General features: G+C 67.0%; 14 protein-coding genes. 7 read left to right on the forward strand and 7 right to left on the reverse strand.

The genetic code is table 11. The annotated features are described in order from the left end of the window. Nucleotides 1-3: 3 nt before the first annotated feature. Nucleotides 4-1797 (reverse strand): hypothetical protein, encoded by a 1794-nt coding sequence (locus AB0M01_RS12105; RefSeq protein WP_363668395.1) that lies wholly within the window; start codon nucleotides 1795-1797, stop codon nucleotides 4-6. A 712-nt stretch (nucleotides 1798-2509) separates the two neighbouring features. Here AB0M01_RS12105 and AB0M01_RS12110 point away from each other — a divergent pair. The 3 genes from AB0M01_RS12110 (at nucleotide 2510) to AB0M01_RS12120 (ending at nucleotide 6940) form a co-directional block, all read left to right on the forward strand. Further along, nucleotides 2510-5503, forward strand: a complete 2994-nt coding sequence (locus AB0M01_RS12110) for a DEAD/DEAH box helicase family protein (RefSeq protein ID WP_363668397.1) — start codon at nucleotides 2510-2512, stop codon at nucleotides 5501-5503. A gap of 82 nt (nucleotides 5504-5585) precedes the next feature. Beyond that, nucleotides 5586-5984 (forward strand): hypothetical protein, encoded by a 399-nt coding sequence (locus AB0M01_RS12115; RefSeq protein WP_363668399.1) that lies wholly within the window; start codon nucleotides 5586-5588, stop codon nucleotides 5982-5984. Between the two features lie 599 nt (nucleotides 5985-6583). Then, nucleotides 6584-6940, forward strand: coding sequence for a hypothetical protein (locus AB0M01_RS12120; RefSeq protein WP_363668401.1), 357 nt, complete (start codon nucleotides 6584-6586; stop codon nucleotides 6938-6940). Between the two features lie 4 nt (nucleotides 6941-6944). On the opposite strand, the gene AB0M01_RS12125 is transcribed toward AB0M01_RS12120, so the two are convergent. The 5 genes from AB0M01_RS12125 to AB0M01_RS12145 form a co-directional block, all read right to left on the reverse strand. Further along, nucleotides 6945-8744, reverse strand: coding sequence for a hypothetical protein (locus tag AB0M01_RS12125; protein ID WP_363668403.1), 1800 nt, complete (start codon nucleotides 8742-8744; stop codon nucleotides 6945-6947). A gap of 3 nt (nucleotides 8745-8747) precedes the next feature. Beyond that, entirely contained in the window at nucleotides 8748-9086 is a 339-nt protein-coding gene (locus AB0M01_RS12130; RefSeq protein WP_363668405.1) for a hypothetical protein, read from the reverse strand. Nucleotides 9087-9917: 831 nt separating this feature from the next. After that, a complete protein-coding gene (locus AB0M01_RS12135; protein WP_363668407.1) occupies nucleotides 9918-10157 on the reverse strand; it encodes a hypothetical protein in 240 nt (79 codons plus the stop codon). Nucleotides 10158-10318: 161 nt separating this feature from the next. Further along, on the reverse strand, nucleotides 10319-12157 hold the full coding sequence (locus tag AB0M01_RS12140) for a DNA/RNA non-specific endonuclease (protein WP_363668409.1): 1839 nt from the start codon (nucleotides 12155-12157) through the stop codon (nucleotides 10319-10321). Between the two features lie 92 nt (nucleotides 12158-12249). Continuing rightward, the gene (locus AB0M01_RS12145; RefSeq protein WP_363668411.1) at nucleotides 12250-13188 is read right to left on the reverse strand and encodes a helix-turn-helix domain-containing protein; all 939 of its coding nucleotides are present in this window, start codon (nucleotides 13186-13188) and stop codon (nucleotides 12250-12252) included. Nucleotides 13189-13301: 113 nt separating this feature from the next. On the opposite strand from AB0M01_RS12145, the gene AB0M01_RS12150 reads away from it, so the two are divergent. From AB0M01_RS12150 to AB0M01_RS12160, 3 genes are all read left to right on the forward strand, one after another. Then, on the forward strand, nucleotides 13302-14105 hold the full coding sequence (locus tag AB0M01_RS12150) for an alpha/beta hydrolase (protein ID WP_363668413.1): 804 nt from the start codon (nucleotides 13302-13304) through the stop codon (nucleotides 14103-14105). Beyond that, nucleotides 14102-14359 carry a hypothetical protein gene (locus AB0M01_RS12155; protein WP_363668415.1) on the forward strand — a complete coding sequence of 86 codons (258 nt, stop codon included), beginning with the start codon at nucleotides 14102-14104 and terminating at the stop codon, nucleotides 14357-14359. Before AB0M01_RS12150 ends, AB0M01_RS12155 begins: the two co-directional genes overlap by 4 nt. Before the next feature lie 67 nt (nucleotides 14360-14426). Continuing rightward, nucleotides 14427-14729 (forward strand): hypothetical protein, encoded by a 303-nt coding sequence (locus AB0M01_RS12160; RefSeq protein WP_363668418.1) that lies wholly within the window; start codon nucleotides 14427-14429, stop codon nucleotides 14727-14729. On the opposite strand, the gene AB0M01_RS12165 is transcribed toward AB0M01_RS12160, so the two are convergent. Further along, the gene (locus tag AB0M01_RS12165) at nucleotides 14726-15658 is read right to left on the reverse strand and encodes a GNAT family N-acetyltransferase (protein WP_363668420.1); all 933 of its coding nucleotides are present in this window, start codon (nucleotides 15656-15658) and stop codon (nucleotides 14726-14728) included. The genes AB0M01_RS12160 and AB0M01_RS12165 overlap by 4 nt on opposite strands. 127 nt (nucleotides 15659-15785) lie before the next feature. On the opposite strand from AB0M01_RS12165, the gene AB0M01_RS12170 reads away from it, so the two are divergent. After that, nucleotides 15786-18002 carry a penicillin acylase family protein gene (locus AB0M01_RS12170; RefSeq protein ID WP_363668422.1) on the forward strand — a complete coding sequence of 739 codons (2217 nt, stop codon included), beginning with the start codon at nucleotides 15786-15788 and terminating at the stop codon, nucleotides 18000-18002. Nucleotides 18003-18024 lie beyond the last annotated feature (22 nt).

Genomic DNA, 18024 nt, shown 5'->3' on the forward strand with positions numbered 1-18024 from the left:
GGATTAGATGCGCTTTCTGTCGGTGACCGTGAGTTTGCCGTCGCTCAGCTTCAGGTACCCGCTCCATCTCTGTTGGTCGAAGGCGGCGCCGTTGTAGGAAGTCCAACGGACAGCGATGCGGTTCCCTTGGACCTGGAACGAGTCGACGGCGCTGTGTTCGGCTTGGACGTAGTCGCCGAGGTCCACAGAACCGATCAGCGTCGGACCGGGGCCGTACACAGCGATCGTCTCCGGCCAGGTCACGCCACCGGCGGAGCAGCTGAAAGCGACCACGGTGTCCAGGACGCCATCGGAGTTCAAATCCGTTGTCGCCAACGGCAACGGCGAGACGTACTGAACGCCTTTGAGTCGGATGCTGACGTAGCCCTGCATCAGCGGATCGGCGACCGGCAAAGCGCCGTTGACCAGGGGTCCCGAGGGATGCTCGCACTGCGCGGGTGCCTGGGCTCGCAGCAACGATTTGGCACTGACCCCGCTCAGGCCTTCCATGATTGCCGCGGCGACAATGCGAGCTGACTTCGGGTCGGCCCAGTCGGTGGGGAGCATGCTCGCCAGGCTCGCTCGATGAGCCTGAGTGCAGTTCTCGAGTGGCTCGACGGCGGTTTCGGCGGAGGCGGCGAAGTCTTTGAACTGCCACAGATCCTTGCTCTTGTCCGCGAAGCCGTCCTGGAGCGCGAGGTTTCGGTAAAGGCTCCTGGAATCGGCAGAAGCGGACGTGCACGTCGGCTTCCACTGGCCCAGCGCCTCCGGTACGCCGTAACCGTTGATCGACCACGACAGCGGTCCGACGAGAGCGTTGGCGAACTGGTCGGACACGTAGAAGGCGACCTCGCCCGCGGTGAGTACGCTGAAAACCCTCGTCAGCTCGCGCGCGATCCGGTTGGACTGGATGGCTGCGGTTTCAGAAAGGCCGCCCTTCGCGATCATGGCCCGGGAAAGATTCTCGAACCGAGTGCCGAACTCGCTGTCGGGTCTCGTCAGCTCCGTCGCGCAGTCGCCGATGGCATCAACGACGGTACGGGCCAGCGCGGAGGCGTCACGGAGGTTCGGCTTGCCCAAGAGCCTCTTGCCTCCGCATTCGTAGAGTGCCTGGATGGCCGCCGTCACTGCCGGGCTGTTGGCCGCGATTTCTGACCTGTCGACGACGAAGGCGGCTATGTCGGCCAGAACGGTCCAGTAGTCAACGGACGTGCGTGCTTGGATGTGATGGCTGCCGGCGGCGTTCGGACGGGCGACGCCGACGGCGTGGGTCGCCAGCGGCGGGATCAGGTGCCGCGTGGGCGAGTCGAGGAGATTCTGCGCGATGGAGTACGCGATCCATTTCGCGTCGTACGCGTCCTCGCCGCGCCATGCCCAAGCCCACCGCTGGCCGCCGTGAACCATGGTCATCATCTGACTGAAGGTCCGGTTGTTCGCGACGCGGACAGTGACCCTGCTGTCCTTGTCAGGCTCGAAGCAGACGCGGATGGCCGACGCTGCCAGATCCTGGTCCGGGTCAACGGTGCCGGTCACCCACGACGCCAGCTTCGTCCCGCTGCACTTCGGTTCACCGACTCTGGTGCCGACGATCTCGCCAGTCCCCTGGCCGATGTCGGCGAACCAGTTCAGGATCGAGAAGTCGCGGACCTTTGCCGACAGAACAATGCCCTGCCACGTCGGTCGTTCGGGTGTGAAGGCCCACGCTTGCGTCTTCTCGTTCCAACGCGTCAGAACCACGCTCGCGCGCTGCGCGGCAGTCAAGTTCGGCAGGGTCCACGACAGCGTCAGCGGGGAGCGAAGAGGCTGGTCATGCTCCACCGCGATCGGAGTTCCAGCCAACTACTTGCCATACGGCCCGTTGACCGATCCGATCCTGTCGCCTGCGCGCACCGTGATCGTGCGTTCCGCAGCGACGGCATTGATCGGTACGTCGACTGTGACACCCGGCCAACTGACCCGACCGCCTCCTGAGTCCACCGTCCGGGCCTCGCCAGTCAGCCGAGGCGGTGACTCAGCCGAAGGAGTCGGAGAACTCGTCGGTGCCGCGCTCGGCGACGATCTCGCGGCGTCGTGAGGCTCCGACGTACAGCCCCCGACGGCCAGCATGACAAAACCCATTGCTAGCGCTACGCGTCTCACATGTCCCCCCAGACACCCCCGACCACTGGTTACATCGCGCGGAGGGTGCCAGGGGTTACAACCGGTGCGATCCGACCTCAGCGGGCGGCGCTGTCCACGTGTCGGCCATCGCGATCTGGAGCAGTTGTTCGATGGCCAACGAAGGCGAGGTGCTCGTCGCCGGAGCGGCGCACGCGGGGCGTTCAGAGCCCGCGCCACGATCCGTTGGCCATCGGGATACCGACCGGGTCGGTTGCCGCCTGGCCGTTGGAAATTGACCGGGTTAGGCACCAGGGCTGGAGCATCATTTCAAGGATCTCGAGCGGCGCGTCGATGTGAGATCAATTGCATGATCTGTCAGCATTCTTGTCCGTTGAGGCGCTCTGGCGTGATGCGGTACAGGGGGACCGACGTGACGTGGTTCGAGGACGTTGCACCGGAGGTGCGACTGAAGGTCGCGACCAACTCTGAGCCCGGGCTCCGCCGCGCTCAGCTCGGCGCGGCCTGGGCGCTCGGCGCCGCGTTCATGTCCGGTCGCCCAACCGCAGCCATGGCCGTCCTCCCCACTGGCACAGGCAAGTCCGCTGTGCTTGGCCTCGTGCCACTCCTGGTGCCCACTGATCGACCGGTTCTGTTGGCCGCTCCCAACCGTCTGGTGCGCGACCAACTCGCCACTGCGATGAGGAGTCAGGAGGTGTTGCGACGCGTCGGGGCTGTGCCGGACACTGCTCCGAATCCAAAGGTCCATGTAGTCGAACATCGGCTCGCCACACCGGACGACTGGATCGAAGCTGCGCGAGACGCCGACATCGTCATCGGGACCATGGGGGTTCTGTCGCCGTCCTACAGCGAAGTCGCCGAGCCGCCACGTGGGCTCTTCCGAATGGCGCTGGTGGATGAAGCACATCACGTTCCGGCGACGACCTGGGCAGCTCTTCTCGACGCGTTACCCAGCACACACAGAGCGCTGGTGACGGCGACGCCGGTGAGATCGGATGGCCAGGAGATTCAAGCGGAGCTCGTGTACTCTTATGCGCTTGCCGATGCACTGCGCGACGGTGTCATTGCGCCCGTCCAGTTCAAGCCTGTCATCCCGAAGGCAGGTCAAGGACGAGATGAAGCACTCGCCGAAGCTGCCGTTGGCCGGCTGCACGATCCGGAACATGTCGCAGGCAGGAGCTTGCTCATCGTGCGTGCCGGCAGTATCACGGAGGCGGAAGCGCTCGTCGACGTTTACAAGGCGGCGGGTGCGGAGTTGGCTGTTGTCACTGGCAGAACAACACCGCGACAGCTCAAGGGGATTCTTGCCCAGCTCGACGCCAATCGGCTCGACGGCCTGGCAAGCGTCGGCGTTCTTGGAGAGGGCTTCGATTACCCACGGCTCAAGGTCGCCGTATACCACCGCAAGCACCAGACTCTCGGGTCGACGCTCCAGTTCGCCGGCCGAGTGAGCCGTACCGCCGCTGGGCTCGGACCGGCTGAACTCCTCGCTGTTCCTGGCGAAGACATCGCAGCCGAGACACGTCAGCTGTACGAGTCCGACTCCGACTGGAGCCGGATCCTGGCCGGACTGGCCGATGCCGCTGTGCAGGACGAGCGTGACCGCCGCCAATTCCTTGACTCTCTCGGCGACCTCCGCGTCCGTCCTGTCCTTCCCGAGCCATTGTCACTGGCCGCGTTGCGGCCGGCCAAAGAAGTCCAGGTCATTCGCATCACCGCGTCTGATGCGGCCGGCATTGACCTCGGAGCCGCACGAATCAGCGAACTCCGAGGGGAGGTTGTGATGGACCGGCTCACTGAGGACCACCGGATGCGCGTCATCGTCAGTGCCAGTGAAAGTCGCCCAGCATGGATCTCCAGTGACGCATTGGACGTCCGGGAACACGAGCTCTTCGTCATCGTGAAGGACAGCATCGAACCGCTTCTGTACGTGCACGCGCCCAGCGACTCGGCAGCCAGGCTCTTGGTGGACACCCTGGGGTTCCGAGACTTCGTCACGGAGGAAACCGGCTGGATCGCGAGGTTCCTCAACGGCCTCGACGTGTTGTCGTACTTCTCCGTTGGCATGCGCGCCACTCGTCTGCCCGGCGGTACACTCGCCACCTATCGCACCCTTGCTGGTACCTCGGTCGGAACTGCCGTGTCGGCGACCGACAGCATCGCCTACGCCGCAGGGCACCTGATCCTCCAGGCGAACGACCCCTTCAGGGACGGCACGGTGTCGGCCGCTGTCGGCGTGAGCATGGGCCGTGCCAAGGTGTGGAACTCGGGTCGCACAGATCTCAATGGCTTCTACCGATGGTGCAACGAGGTCGGCCGGCTCGGTCGCACGGCGACCGGCGACCCCCTCGCGGCGCCCCAGCTAGGACTCCGGATCCCGCAGACGCTGCGTGAGTTTCCCCAGAACCCCCTCGCAGTCAACGTCGACAGTCGCATGCTGTACACGGCCGCAGCTGTCGAACTCGGCACACGCCGCATCCCGCTGGTCGAGATTGAGCTCACACCGGAGCGGATCAGCGCAACCAGCGTCGAAGTGACCGGACGTGCCGGCGCCGACCTGGTGCTCCGAGCCGCACTGGACACCGCCGGATCTCTGAACCCGCTGCCTGACGACCCGGGGCTTCTGTGTTACCTGGACGGCGCCCACATCGGGGTACCGCTACACCTCGCGCTCGAAGAGCGTTCCAGCCTCACGGTGTACTACGCCGACGCTTCCAGCAGCTCGGGTAACCGCCTCTACACGCCGCCCACAGCTCACCTCGCGTTTCCACCTGAACTCCTCGTTCAAGCTGACTGGACGAAGGTCGACATTCACCGCGAGAGCAAGCCTGGACGCAACGGAAAGAAGAACGTTCAGGAAGCCATGGCCGCGTGGCACACCGACGCAGGCACCGGCGACCCGCGGGCGCGGGTACTCAACGACGACGGCGCTGGGGAGATCGCCGACCTGGTGGTGATCAGCTTTCCCAGCTCATGGCGGGACCAGAACGGCGCGGTGATCACCCCGTTCGCCGACCTTCCACTCGACACCATTCGCGTGACATTGAGCCATCTTAAGTGGGCGGGCGGCGACAAGCCCCGTCGCGATCTGCGCGACATCGACCAGCTCGTTGGTCAAGCTCACCGGTCAGTGCGGTGGCTGGCCAATCCACGGGCGTTCTGGGAAACGCTCGCGAGCCGTTCGACGGGCAGGGCCAAGACACTCGTCGGTGATGCCGACGAGGTCCGACAAGTCCTGCGTCACTTGGCAGCCAATCCGCCCAGCACGGAGTTCTGCATCCAGATCGTCCAACCAGGACTCGACTCAGCCCGGGTTCCAGGTTGGGACGCGGGGGAGACCCTTCTGTCGTTCCTTGTCGATGCTGCCGGCACCGTGGGAGCACGGGTCTCCGTCGTCGGCGCCTAGCGGCAAACGATCTCGATCGACATCCCTCGGACTCGACGCCACGCATTGACGACGCTGGCCACTGGGCGAGAACCTTCGTGGTATGAGCGACTGGGCTGACTTCGACGTCGAAGCAAAGGTTCTCGAAGCACTGGAAACAGTCCCGGTTGTGAATCAGGACGGACACCACTACGGGAGAGCCTGGATAACGACCTACCAATTGGCCATCAAGGTTCACGAGCTTCACAACGACCTCGCTGACAGTCTCGGTCTGAAGGTCGGCGGCGTCGGCACGGGCGAACAGTCGAGCCTCAGCCAGTACCTTGCCAGGCAACTCTCGAACCAGATCAAACGCCATGGCGAGACGTATCCAGTCGAAGGCGCCTTCCTGTCGGGCGTCGCTCTGAGCGAACTCCGATTCAAGAAGCACGATGGTCAGCCCCTTACCAGCAGCGTCACAGGATCCGGCTACGACCTCTCGATGTTTCGGCGACGTACGTGAGGGGCTGCGCCGCCCGGGCTCGGCGATCGTTGCGCGGTTCAGCGCGATGATTTGAGCGGCTGGGCTCGGCCGATGGCGTGCAGGCCTGCGCACTCGAACGGAGTGAGTTCTGGATGCCGGGTTCGGCCGCGGGTTAGGCCCGGTGAAGGGCTTCGGAGACCGGTGTCCCTGCGCAATAAAACGCAGGCAGTCAGCAGCGACGAGGGCCGATCCGGTGCTTCCGATCTCGCCGGCGCCGCCGATGGCGATGTCGGCGCCGCCGAGCAACGCGCCGACCGCAAGGCTGATCGGCTCCCAGCCGTACCGACTGGTCGCGGTGCCGCTCCACCAACCGTTGAGGACTACAAGTTGAGGCAGGCGGACGGATAGGAGCGCGTCGAGCATGACGCCGGAGCCTAGGACCTCTCCGTGCTAGGGGTGTCGCGAAACCCACTGACGTATAGCAAGGAGGAGTGGGCAAGCTTCCAAGGAGCCCACGGGGCGGTGCCCTGCGGCCACTCATCGAGTACAGCGAACTACACATCGCTGCCGGTGACAGTGCGGTCCAGAAGGCTGGTTGCCGGCGGCGCAGTTGGTCCGCGGTCAGCGTCTTCTCTGCGGTGCAACAGCAGGAGGGTTTCCAGGCTCGGAGCGAGAGCTATCGTGGCTACGTCGTCCAGCGCGGTCGAGTCGCGGCGCATGGCGCCGTAGCGAACCTGCCACAGCCTGGATCGTCGCACGTGGTGAAGCGGCGGGAGCAGCGCGGCCTCGTCCGGCGCAACCCACTCGAAGGCGACGGCCGCATTACCGTCGCGACGTTGACCGAACAGGGGCACGCTTTCATGATCGACGCGGTGCCCGCCCACGTCGAGAAGGTCCGGGAGTACGTCATCGACGCACTCACCTCGGAGCAGCTCGACCAACTGAAGGAGATCAGCCGGCAGGCGGCCAGAATCGAGGCGGACCGCGCTGGCTGAACCGTCACCGGAGAACGAAGCCGTGCTCCGCCATGATCGCTTCGAGCTGTCGGAGGATGAGCTGTTCGCCGGGGCTGTTCTGGCCGACGGGTTCTGCGCCGATCGCGACCGGTGGTGCCCAGAGCAACACATGGATGAGCGACGGAGCCGGTTCTTCGAGCCATAGAGCGGGACGGCCAGGTCCTTGGTAGTACTTGATGTAAGTTCCCGCGCGGTTGTCCGGACCTGTCCAGCTCCCCGGACTCCCGATGCGGTCGACGTCCTTGACCTTCGGGAGCAGCTCCTTCGGGTACTCGACCAGGACGAGTTCGTACCTCCGGTTACCCTCGCCCAGCGTGCATCGATAACGGTGCCGGACCACCTTGTCCTGCTCGATGACGGTTTCTTCGATCCACCGGGCCCGGCAACTGGCGTTCCATGGGCCGCGGTACGGCTGCAGCGGATGGTCTGGTGGGAAGCGGAGCTCGGACGGGGTCCCGGAAACCGAGGGGGGCTGGCTCGGCTCGACGTCGAGTGGCACCTCGACTCCGGCACCTGCTGCCGCGGTCCGCGCCGGCGCCGGTTTCATGGCCGTCACCGCGAGTACGGCGATCATCAGCGACCCCAAGCCGACCGTAAGGAACGCGGCGCGCCACGCGTTTCGCTCTCGGTGAAGACGTTGGTGGGGCGTGGCGCGTATCAGTGCTCGCCTCACGATCGACCAGAGGGCGAAGATCTCGGCGATCTCCCGGCGCCATGCCGACAAGGATCCCTTCCTGGCCGCGTGACGCTTGATCCGCTGCAGGGACAGGTTCGCGCCGGCGGTCCGTGCCGCCGTCCACCAAGGCCAGAGGCGGTGGACGGCAAGTTGGTGTGCCATCGCGGCCCGCACCGGTCCTGCTGAAGGGCTCCATCCTTCGACTGCGGCAAGAAGAGCGGCGGCTGCACGGTCGCTGGTGATCCTGGCCAGCTCGGTCACGACCTCGGCGGCCATGGCCGTGTCCATGGTGGCGACCTGTTCGATGACAGCCACGGCAAGCAGCGCATCGACTCGGGTGAGGTGTAGCGCTTGCTTCTCGAGATCGAGCAGATGCAGAATCCGGGCAGGGCTCTGTGCGGCTTCGATGATGTCAGCGGCGAGGTGTTCCGGCAGTAGATCAAGAATCTGAGCGGCGACGATCGCGTGTTGTCTGGCCAACATATTCATCAATGCCGGCAAATGTGACCATGGCAGCAGTTCGGCGAGCGTCGCTTGGTCGGTAGTTGACAGATGGACTACCGCCGCAGCCAACGCTTCGGGCGGCAGAGCAGCCGAGATCGCCGCCGCCGTAGCTGGCGCGTTGCCGCGAAGCTGTAGAGAAAGCTGCGCGGCGGCGGACTTCGGTGGCATCAGGAGCAGGACCGCTGCGGCGCGTTCTGTGCCGAGCATTGCCATCAGCCGGCGTGCATGCTTCGTGGTGGTATGAGGCAACACGGCGGCGGCGACAGCCTTATCCAGAGCCAGCAAGAGTTCTCGAGTCTCGGCAGGTGCGGCTTCGAGCAGACACTCCGTCAGCTGTGCTGCCTTGCGGACGCGGCCTGATTCGACGAACTTCTGAATCAGGCCGACGCGTCGCAGGTGTGACTCATCAAGGAATGCCGCTCCTACGTGCTCGCGATCGAGCCCCAGGAATACTGCCATCAAGTTGTCGAGCAACTCCGGAGCCACCTGATTGACCGTGAGATCGCCCTGAACCGCATTGCCCACCACCGCGTTGTCCTGGCCGTACAGTCCGCCGTACGGCGGAGGTGGAGTCGGGCCGTCGGGGCCACTCGGATAGGCCATCGGTCACGCCGACGGTTTCTTGCCGGACCCACGACGTTGTCGTCGGCCGCCGGATCCGATGATGAGGTCTCCGTTCGTGTAGTTGCCGACGACCGCGTCGTCGAACCCCGTGACCGGCCCCGAGATTTGATGCTGGACTGGCGGAGGTTTGCGTCGATCCCGACGCTGCTGCCGTGCCACCGACGCCGCCCCGATCGCGACGATCGCGCTGGCCAGCACGCCGGCCAAGGCGGTCACCGGCGGACTGAATTCGTCGGTGATCGCGTATCCCACCCCGACCGTCGCGGCGAAGACCACGACAGCTGTCAGCAACGTGATGATCCATCTCGCTGAGTTCGGCATCTGTTCTCCCCTGACACGGTGCCTCCGACCACGCCCCCAGCTCGGCCGCGTTCACTCAGCGTGCGCGCCTATGGTGGTCGGCGACAAGACCTCGGCATCATTTCGATTGATAGCCGGTTCGAAACCCGAACAACACCCGCGCTTCCTCGTATGGCTGTCACAACGCCTCGAGGATGGAACCGCCCATGATCCTCCGCTCTATCGCTGTTGCCGCACTCGCACTGACCGGAGTCGCCGCACCGGCGCCGCCGCAGATCACGTGCCCGACGGTGACCTGTGCCGTCCTCAGCCACTGAGATCCAGGCGTGTGGATAAGGTGCGTGTCCCCCTCGGACACGCACCTCAACCACTGCGGGGATGGGCTGATAGAAACAATCAGCCAACCGGCTGCGTCCATGTACGACAGTGCAGCTACGGCGGCGCGAACAGATCGTTTCAGATCTCCGCTAGGAGCCCGGTCGGGGATCGCTCGTATTACGCCAGGTTGCGAACCATCGCACGGAGATCGCCGCATTTGGGTCTCGCGCAAGGTTTGTGCGAGGCGTCGAGTTCAGGCCAGGACGCCCTCTTCTGCTCCGTCACAGCTCCGTCGGTCACTGACAAACGTCTACGATGAGTAATCAGCGTCGACCAATGAAACCGCAGGTCAGAGGCCAGTTGGTGGGTTGCTGCCTTTTCGTCGCGTATGTACCAACAAGATCCTCGACATCTTCGAGGGGACGCAGCAGATTCAGCAGCTGATCGTGGCGCGCAGGTTGCTCGGCAAGACATCGGCAGAGCTGAAGTAGGCGCGGCCGCCACCCGAAGACGGGTGACGGCCGGCCGAATGGGTCAGTTCGGGCTGATCTGGATGTACAGGTCGGAGCCGTAGCTCTCCAGCCTGCACTGGTAGTCCCACCACTCGCCGTTGCGGAGACCCTGGTTTCCGCGCTGGATGCACTGGGAGTAGGTGTCACCGCCGTAGAAGGTGGTGTAGTAGCGCAGCGGCGACGCCGACGCGACGGGTGCCGTGACGACGCCTGCACCGACGACCACCGCAGCGGCCGCGGCCGCCATGAACAGCTTCTTCACTTCGTTCCCAATCTGTTGGCCCACAAGGAGCCTCGATTGTGCGGGGGCGGGGGAGACCTCTGGATGAACGCCGCTGCAACACATCCGGCCGTGTTGCGAGGTTGGAATTGTGGCCGTGTTCAGGAACCTGTGACGCGCTGTTCACCGTCGTCCGGAGGCTGCTAGGTCCAAACGATCTCTGACAGGCTGTCCAGCGGAGGGCGCGCACCGACCGCCTCGGGGAGCGCGGGGGCGGTGTCGGCCGAGTGGACCGCCGCGGGGAACTGCACGTCGGTTCGGTTCTCCAGGTCCGCGACCGGCACCTGGAACACCCGGAACTCGTCCAGCTCCAGCGATTCCAGCTGATCGAGGTTCTGCGTCAGCAGGAACGCGCTCGCCTTCAGTACGCCGGCCTCGGCGAACACGATGACCTTCCAGAACTCCCGCGGGATCTTCACACCGCGGAAGACCCGGTCGTCGGCTCCGAAGACGGGGCCGCCGTACACGCTCACCCGGAGGTCGTCGACGTCGACGTCGGCGAAGACCGCGTCCTCCAGCTCGCCCCAGATCCCGTCCCGCGAGCTCTGGTTGAAGTCGTCCATCTGCGGCGTGATGTTGGTGAAGAAGAACGAGTCGCGATTGGCCTGCTCGGCCTCCTCCAGCGAGCCCCAGAGCAGATCGGCCCGGCGGGCCAGATGGCCACGGTCGAGGCGGTTGTCGCGGTAGAGCTCGTCACCGTGCTGGACGCCGGCCGGCAGCCTGGGGTCCTTCACGAACGGGATGCCGGTCCGGCTGATCTTCTTCAGGTCGCCGCCGTCGACGTTCCACGCCACCCAGTGCGCGAACCCGCGGTCGCGGCTCATGGTCAGCGAGAAGTGGGTGTAGTCGATCCGCGCTGAGCCGTCCACCTCGACCGCGTCGGCACTCGCGGCCGGGTCGAGCGTGGGCACCGGCACCGGCGTACTCAGGAAGTCCGGGTCGAAACCGCCCACCGCTCCTTCGGGTTTGACCAGGGTGATCCCGAGCTTCTGGAACAGCGACCTGGGCAGGCACGCCAGGGCGTGCTCGTCCGGGTCGCTCGCTCCTTCACCGGCGAAGTGGATGCCGGCCAGGACCTTGCTCGGCCGGCCGTTCGCCGACTTGAACAGCCAGGCCGCGCCCGAGTCGCCGCCCTTGCTGACCTCGTCGCCGCTGGGCCGTTTACCGGGATCGATCCCGATCTCGAAGCCACCGATCTCGACCACCCCGGCCTGCCCGCCGTAGTCGAGCTTCACGATCGTGTCGACCCGGCGGACGATGCCGTGCGTGACACCGGTGGTGCGGCCGCTCTTGACCACCTTGTCGCCGAGCTCCGGATCGCCGAGCTCCTCCGGCACGATGTCGAGCTCGAAGATCGACGGGTCGACGTCGCGGCCGTCGACCCCGGCGACGGCGCCGTCGCCCGCGATCCCGAGGTACGAGCGCAGCAGCGGGCCGAGGTGGTTGCGGTCGGTCCGGTTGTCGTCGAACGGACCGGGCTGTACGACGGTGTCGCCGAGCTGACCGTCCTCGCCCTGCAGCACGTGCCAGTTGCTCAGCACGCACGGCCGGCCGGTCTCGGCGTCGTACACGACCGCGCCGATGGTGCCGGCGGTGATCGTCTGGTGCCCCGCACTCACCCCCGGACGCACCGGGTCGATGCGGACCTTGCGCTCGTCCTGGTCGGCTTCGCGGACGACCCGGAAGTCGGGGTGGTAGCTGCGTTCGATCACGTCGGTCGGGATCTCGACGCCCGCCACGGTGATCGACTTGGGCAGCTCCACCGTGCCGAGCGCGCCGAGCGCCTCCGGCTCGGCCTTGCTGTTCACGGTGAACTGGATCGACAGTTCCCTGGTCTGCTTCCCGTCGCGGATCTTGTAGCCGATCCCGATCGAGGAGACGTTCGGGTCTTTCAGGTACGCCGACCCGTTGGTCCGGACGAACTCACGCAACGCGGCGGACAGTTCCGCACTGGGCGCGTCGGTATCACGCTTGGCAGCCATGCCAGTTCCCCCTCGGCCGGCGCTCGGACCCCCCTCGCGCCGGTGCTTCGACTGTCCCCCCGGGGTCACCGACTGTCAACGGCCCGCAGGCGTCAGCCGCGGCGGCGGTACTCCTGCGGAGTGATCCCGTACGCGCGCCGGAAGCGCCGAGTGAAGTGGGCGGGGTCCAGGAAGCCCCACTGCGCAGCGATCGACGCAATCGGGCGATGCGGCGTGCTGGTGAGTTGGCGCCGGGCGCCGGCCAGGCGTTCGGTGATCAGCCACTGCTCGAAGCTGAGCTGGTGCTTGGCGAAGAGTTTGTAGAGGTAGCGCAGGGAGATGTTGTGCTCCGCGGCGACGCGGGCCGGGGTGAGGCCGGGGTCGGTCAGGTGGTTGCGGGCGTACCAGGTGATGCGGGCGAAGAGGACGTCGGCCATCGCGGGGGCGGAGTCGCGGTGGTCGGCGGCGGAGGTCAGGAGGGCGCGGACGAGACTGGTGGTCGCTTCGCCGAGCTGCGCGGCTGACTCGGTGCCTTGGAGGGCGTCGGCAACGGTCGGCATCACGGTGAGGTGGTGCAGGACGAGGTCGTAGAGCGGGCTGCTGCGCAGTCGAGGGGCGGCGGCGCGGATCGTTTCGACGCTGAGGCCGAGGTCGGCGTAGTCGATCTGGAACGCCTGCGACGCACCGGCGCCGCGCCAGGCGAAGTCGTACGGCGCGGTCAGGTCGACCAGCATCAGCTCGCCGGTGCGGACCCGCTGCTCGCGGCCCGCCTGGTCGAACCGGCCCGTCCCGATCACCTGTACGGCGAGCGCGAGGCGCTCCGGTGCGCCGATCCGGACGTGTTTCGGCGTCCGGACCAGGCGGATGCCGGTGCCCTCGTTGCGGAAGAGGTCCGGCGTACCGAGCAGCCAGAAGTCCATCCGGGCGTGCACCTCGCCGGACGGCGTCTCGTGCTCGACCCGGGCCGGCACGCTCGCCGACATCATCGCCGCGTAGAAGGCCTCTTCGCGGTCCGCACGCGGCAGCGCGGCGGTGTCCAGCAGAACAGCCACGTCAACCCCCTGCCGCCGTCGCCCCCGCCGACCAGCCGAAGTGTGCACCGAGAGCCAAGCCCTGTGCAGCCACATCCTAGGTCGCACCGCCGACGGCCGACTAGGTTCCGGTCATGGCACCCGACACGATCGTCCTGGTCCACGGCTTCTGGGTCACGCCGCGCAGCTGGGAGCACTGGATCACCCACTACGAGCAGCGCGGCTTCACGGTGCTCGCGCCCGGCTACCCGGGGTTCGAGGTCGAGGTCGAGGCGCTGAACGCCGACCCGACCCCGATCGTGAAGCTGACCGTGCCGCAGATCATCGCGCACTACGAGGCGATCATCGGCGCACTGGCCACACCGCCGATCATCATCGGGCACTCCGCTGGTGGCGCCTTCACCCAGGTGCTGCTCGACCACGGCTTCGGCGCTGCCGCGGTGGCGATGAACTCGGCGCCGACCGAGGGGGTGCGCGTCGTACCACTGTCGCAGGTGAAGTCGACGTTCCCGGTGCTGAAGAGCCCGGCCAACCGGCACAAGGCGGTGCCGCTGACCTACGAGCAGTGGCAGTACGCGTTCACGAACACGTTCACCGACGAGGAGTCCCGGGCGCTGTACGAGCGGTACGCGATCCCGGCCAACGGCGGCATCCTCTGGGGCAGCGTGCTGGCCAACTTCCAGCCCGGCCACCAGGACACCTGGGTCGACTACCACAACGACAATCGCGCGCCGCTGCTGTTCGTCTCCGGCTCCGAGGACCACATCATGCCGCCGGAGATCCAGCGCTCGAACGCCAAGCACTACAAGTCGGACACCGTCACCGAGCTCAAGCTGTACGACGGTTACGCGCACCTGCTCCCCGCGCAGGAGGGCTGGCAGGCGATCGCCGACGAGGTGCTCGACTGGGCGCTGGCCCAGGCCGCGAAACGCTCGTGAGCAGCGTTCGGATCACGCACCTCGGTGGTCCGACCGCGCTGATCGAGGTCGGCGACTTTCGGCTGCTCACCGACCCAACGTTCGACCCGCCCGGACGCCGCTACACGTTCGGGTGGGGGACGTCGTCGGTGAAGGAGGCCGGCCCGGCCGTCGCCGTCGACGAGCTGCCGCCGATCGACGCCGTACTGCTCAGCCACGACCACCACGGCGACAACCTGGACGACGCCGGTCGCGCGTTGCTGCCGCTGTGGTGACGACGGGCGCGGGGGCACGAAGACTTGGCGGCAGGAGCACGGCGTCCTCTGGATCACCGGCGACACCGTGCTGTACGACGGGGTGCGCGCGGTCGCCGACCGGTTCGACGTCGGCACGATGCTGCTGCACCTCGGAGCGGTCCAGTTCGGCATCACCGGGCCGGTGCGGTACACCATGTCGGGCCCGGACGGTGTGGAGCTGTGCAAGCTGACCCGCCCGCGCACCGTCGTACCGGTGCACTACGAGGGCTGGCGCCACTTCACCCAGGGCCGGGACACGATCGAGCGCGCCTTCGCCGCCGCACCCGCCGCCGTTCGCGACAGCCTCACCTGGCTCACCCCGGGGGAGCCGAAGGACCTCGCGGTCTAGAAGTCGACCCGTACGACGGCCCGCCGCTTGCCCGGGCGGCTCACGACCGCGTACCCCGCGGTGGTGAACATGGCGAGCGTGCCGACCGAGCCGCCGTCGACCAGGTCCGGGTAGCCCTCGACTGCGCGGGCGCCGCGGCCCTCGGCGAACCCGATGCTCGCCCGGGCCAGCGCGCGCCCGATTCCCCGGCGGCGGTACCCGGCGCGGGTGACGAAGCAGGTGACGGCCCAGACGGTCGGGTCGGTCTTGTCCTCGCTGCGGTCCTGCCACGGGACGCGGTAGTCGCGGAGGAGGCGTGCGTGCTGGGAGCGTGGCGCGACGGCGCACCAGCCGACGGGCTCGCCGTCGAGGTACGCGACCAGGCCGGTGGTCGTGGTGGCTTTGGGGTTACCGCACGCCGTCTGGTCGCGGAGACGAGCAGCGAGCTCCTCCGGGCCTTCGGAGGCCCAGCTCTCCTTGGGGAGCATCCGGAAGCGCTGGCAGGAGCAGCGGGCCGCGTCACCGGCGCCGAAGACCGCGGCGAGGTCCTCGCTGGATGCCTGGTTCGCGGGGACGATCGTGAGCTGGTCGGGGGCGATCGGCTCACGTGAGCCTGTCACGCGAGGCGCTCGCTTGGCCGGCGGCTGCTTCCGGCGTGCAGGTGCGTCGAACGTGAGCCGAAGCTCCACCACATCGCCGGCGTCCAGCCCGAGCGGCTTCCGCACTGCGTCCTTCAGCGGCAGCCAGTAGCCGCCGTCCTTCGACCACAGCGAGGTCTTCCATTCCGTGCCGTCGAGCTGGACGCGGATCGGCAGCATCCCCCAGCTGTTGTACCCGGCCTCCGTCGCAGCGGCCCGCAGCGTCTCGCTCGCCGCGTCGGGCAGTGGAACGAAGTAGTACGGCGCCGGCCCGCGCCACTCGACGATCTCGCCGCTCAGCTCGTGCTCCATGCCCCGATGCTAGGGCCGATCCCGGACGATCGGCCGCCGTGAATGTTGTATACGCGAAGTGTTGTCATTGTCACGGACGGGATCTAGCGTGGCTGCGGTCCTGGTCCCGAGAGTGACGGAGCATCGCGTGTACAACGATGAAGTCAGCAGGCGCCGGGTCTTGGGAGGCGCCGCAGCCGGAGCGGTCGCCCTCGGCCTGCCGAGCACAGCGGCCTCCGCAGCCACCAGTACGGCGTACGCAGACACCGCTCGCTGGCAGGAGCACGCTCGCCGCGTCCGGATCACCCGCGACGACTGGGGTGTCGGGCACGTGGTCGGCAAGACCGACGCGGACGCGGTGTTCGGGATGATGTACGCCCAGGCCGAGGACGACTTCAACCGGATCGAGAACAACTACCTGATCAGCCTCGGCCGGCTCGCCGAGGCGCAGGGGGAGAGCGCGATCTGGCAGGACCTGCGGCAGCGGCTGTTCGTCGACCACGCGGTGCTGAAGCGCGACTACGCGAGCAGCCCGGCCTGGCTGCGGACGCTGATGCGCGCCTGGGCCGACGGCCTCAACTACTTCCTCGCGACGCATCCCGAGGTGAAGCCGCGGGTGATCACGCGGTTCGAGCCGTGGATGGCGCTGAGCTTCTCCGAGGGCAGTATCGGCGGCGACATCGAGCGGGTGCCGCTCAGCCAACTGGAGGCGTTCTACTCGATGCGCGACCTGCCGATGACCGACGACGAGCGCGGGCTGCTGTTCAAGGAGCCGAGCGGGTCGAACGGGATGGCGATCGCACCGAGCCACACCCGTGACGGCCGCGCGCTGCTGCTGATCAACCCGCACACCAGCTTCTTCTTCCGCGCCGAGCAGCACGTCACCAGCGGCGAGGGCCTGAACGCGTACGGCGCCGCCACCTGGGGGCAGTTCTTCATCTACCAGGGCTTCAACGCGACGGCCGGCTGGATGCACACCTCGAGCGGCGTCGACAACGTCGACGAGTTCGCCGAGACGATCGTGACCGGTGCCGACGGCAACCATTCCTACCGGTACGGCGGCGCGCTGCGCCCGGTGACGACGCAGCGGATCACGCTCTCCTACCGGACCGCCGAGGGTGGGACGGCGCAGCGGAGCTTCTCGACGTACGCGACGCACCACGGGCCGATCGTGCGCGAGGCGGACGGGAAGTGGATCGCGTCCGCGCTGATGAACCGCCCGGTCGCGGCGCTGCAGCAGAGCTTCCTGCGGACCAAGGCGCGCAACTACCGCGAGTTCATCGACGTCGCCGGCTTCAAGGCGAACAGCTCGAACAACACGCTGTTCGCCGACGCGCGAGGGAGTATCGCGTTCCTGATGCCGCAGTTCATGCCGGTCCGCGAGGACCGGTTCGACTACCGCAAGCCGGTCGACGGCAGCGACCCGGCGACCGACTGGAAGGGCGAGCACAGTCTGCGCAGCCTGCCGCAGGTGGTGAACCCGCGGAACGGCTGGACGTACAACTCGAACAACTGGCCGTGGACCGCGGCGGGCGCGGACAGCCCGAAGGCCGCGGACTTCCCGAAGTACTTCGACCAGGCGGGGGAGAACCCGCGGGGGCCGCAGGCGATCCGCGTGCTGAGCCGGGAGCGTCGCTTCACGCCGCAGAAGCTGATCGATGCGGCCTTCGATCCGTATCTGACGGCGTTCGCGCGACTCGTCCCCGGGCTGGTCGCGGCATGGGACAAGCTGCCCGGCGGCGCGGCCCAGAAGACGAAGCTGGCCGGGCCGATCCGGCTGCTCCGCCGGTGGAACCATCGCTGGAGCGCGAGTTCGACCGAGACCTCGCTGGCGGTCTTCTGGGGTGAGGCTCTGTGGGCGCCGCTGGCCCAGGCCGCGCGGGAGGCGGGCATGTCGATGTGGGACTACCTGGCCGAGCGCGCGACCGACGCGCAGCGCTTGACCGCGCTCGAGGAGGCTCAGGCCCGGCTGGTCCAGGACTTCGGCAGCTGGCAGGTGCCGTGGGGTCAGATCAACCGGTTCCAGCGCAACGACGGCGCGATCGTGCAGACCTTCGACGACACCAAGCCGAGCAGCCCGGTGCCGTTCACCTCGGCTCAATGGGGTTCGCTGGCCTCGTTCGGCGCCCGCCGCTACCCGGGCACGAAGCGGTACTACGGGACCAGCGGCAACAGCTTCGTCGCGGTCGTCGAATTCGGTCCGAGGCTCCGCGCCTGGGCCGTGACCGCCGGTGGCGTCAGCGGTGATCCGGACTCGGAGCACTTCGACGACCAAGTGAAACGCTACGCGAGCGGGAACCTACGCCCCGTGTACTTCCACCCCGACGACCTCCGCGGCCACGTCGAGAGCAGCTACCACCCGTAGCGTCTACCAACCGTCTATTTGC

The organism is Kribbella sp. NPDC051770 (genome assembly GCF_040681455.1).
Lineage (GTDB): Bacteria > Actinomycetota > Actinomycetes > Propionibacteriales > Kribbellaceae > Kribbella.

What these genes read in the sequence shown, in the direction of transcription:
- AB0M01_RS12165 (WP_363668420.1), bottom strand. Translation starts at nt 15,658, where the DNA reads ATGGAGCACGAGCTGAGCGGCGAGATCGTCGAGTGGCGCGGGCCGGCG.
- AB0M01_RS12125 (WP_363668403.1), bottom strand. Translation starts at nt 8,744, where the DNA reads ATGGCCTATCCGAGTGGCCCCGACGGCCCGACTCCACCTCCGCCGTAC.
- AB0M01_RS12150 (WP_363668413.1), top strand. Translation starts at nt 13,302, where the DNA reads ATGGCACCCGACACGATCGTCCTGGTCCACGGCTTCTGGGTCACGCCG.
- AB0M01_RS12130 (WP_363668405.1), bottom strand. Translation starts at nt 9,086, where the DNA reads ATGCCGAACTCAGCGAGATGGATCATCACGTTGCTGACAGCTGTCGTG.
- AB0M01_RS12140 (WP_363668409.1), bottom strand. Translation starts at nt 12,157, where the DNA reads ATGGCTGCCAAGCGTGATACCGACGCGCCCAGTGCGGAACTGTCCGCC.
- AB0M01_RS12115 (WP_363668399.1), top strand. Translation starts at nt 5,586, where the DNA reads ATGAGCGACTGGGCTGACTTCGACGTCGAAGCAAAGGTTCTCGAAGCA.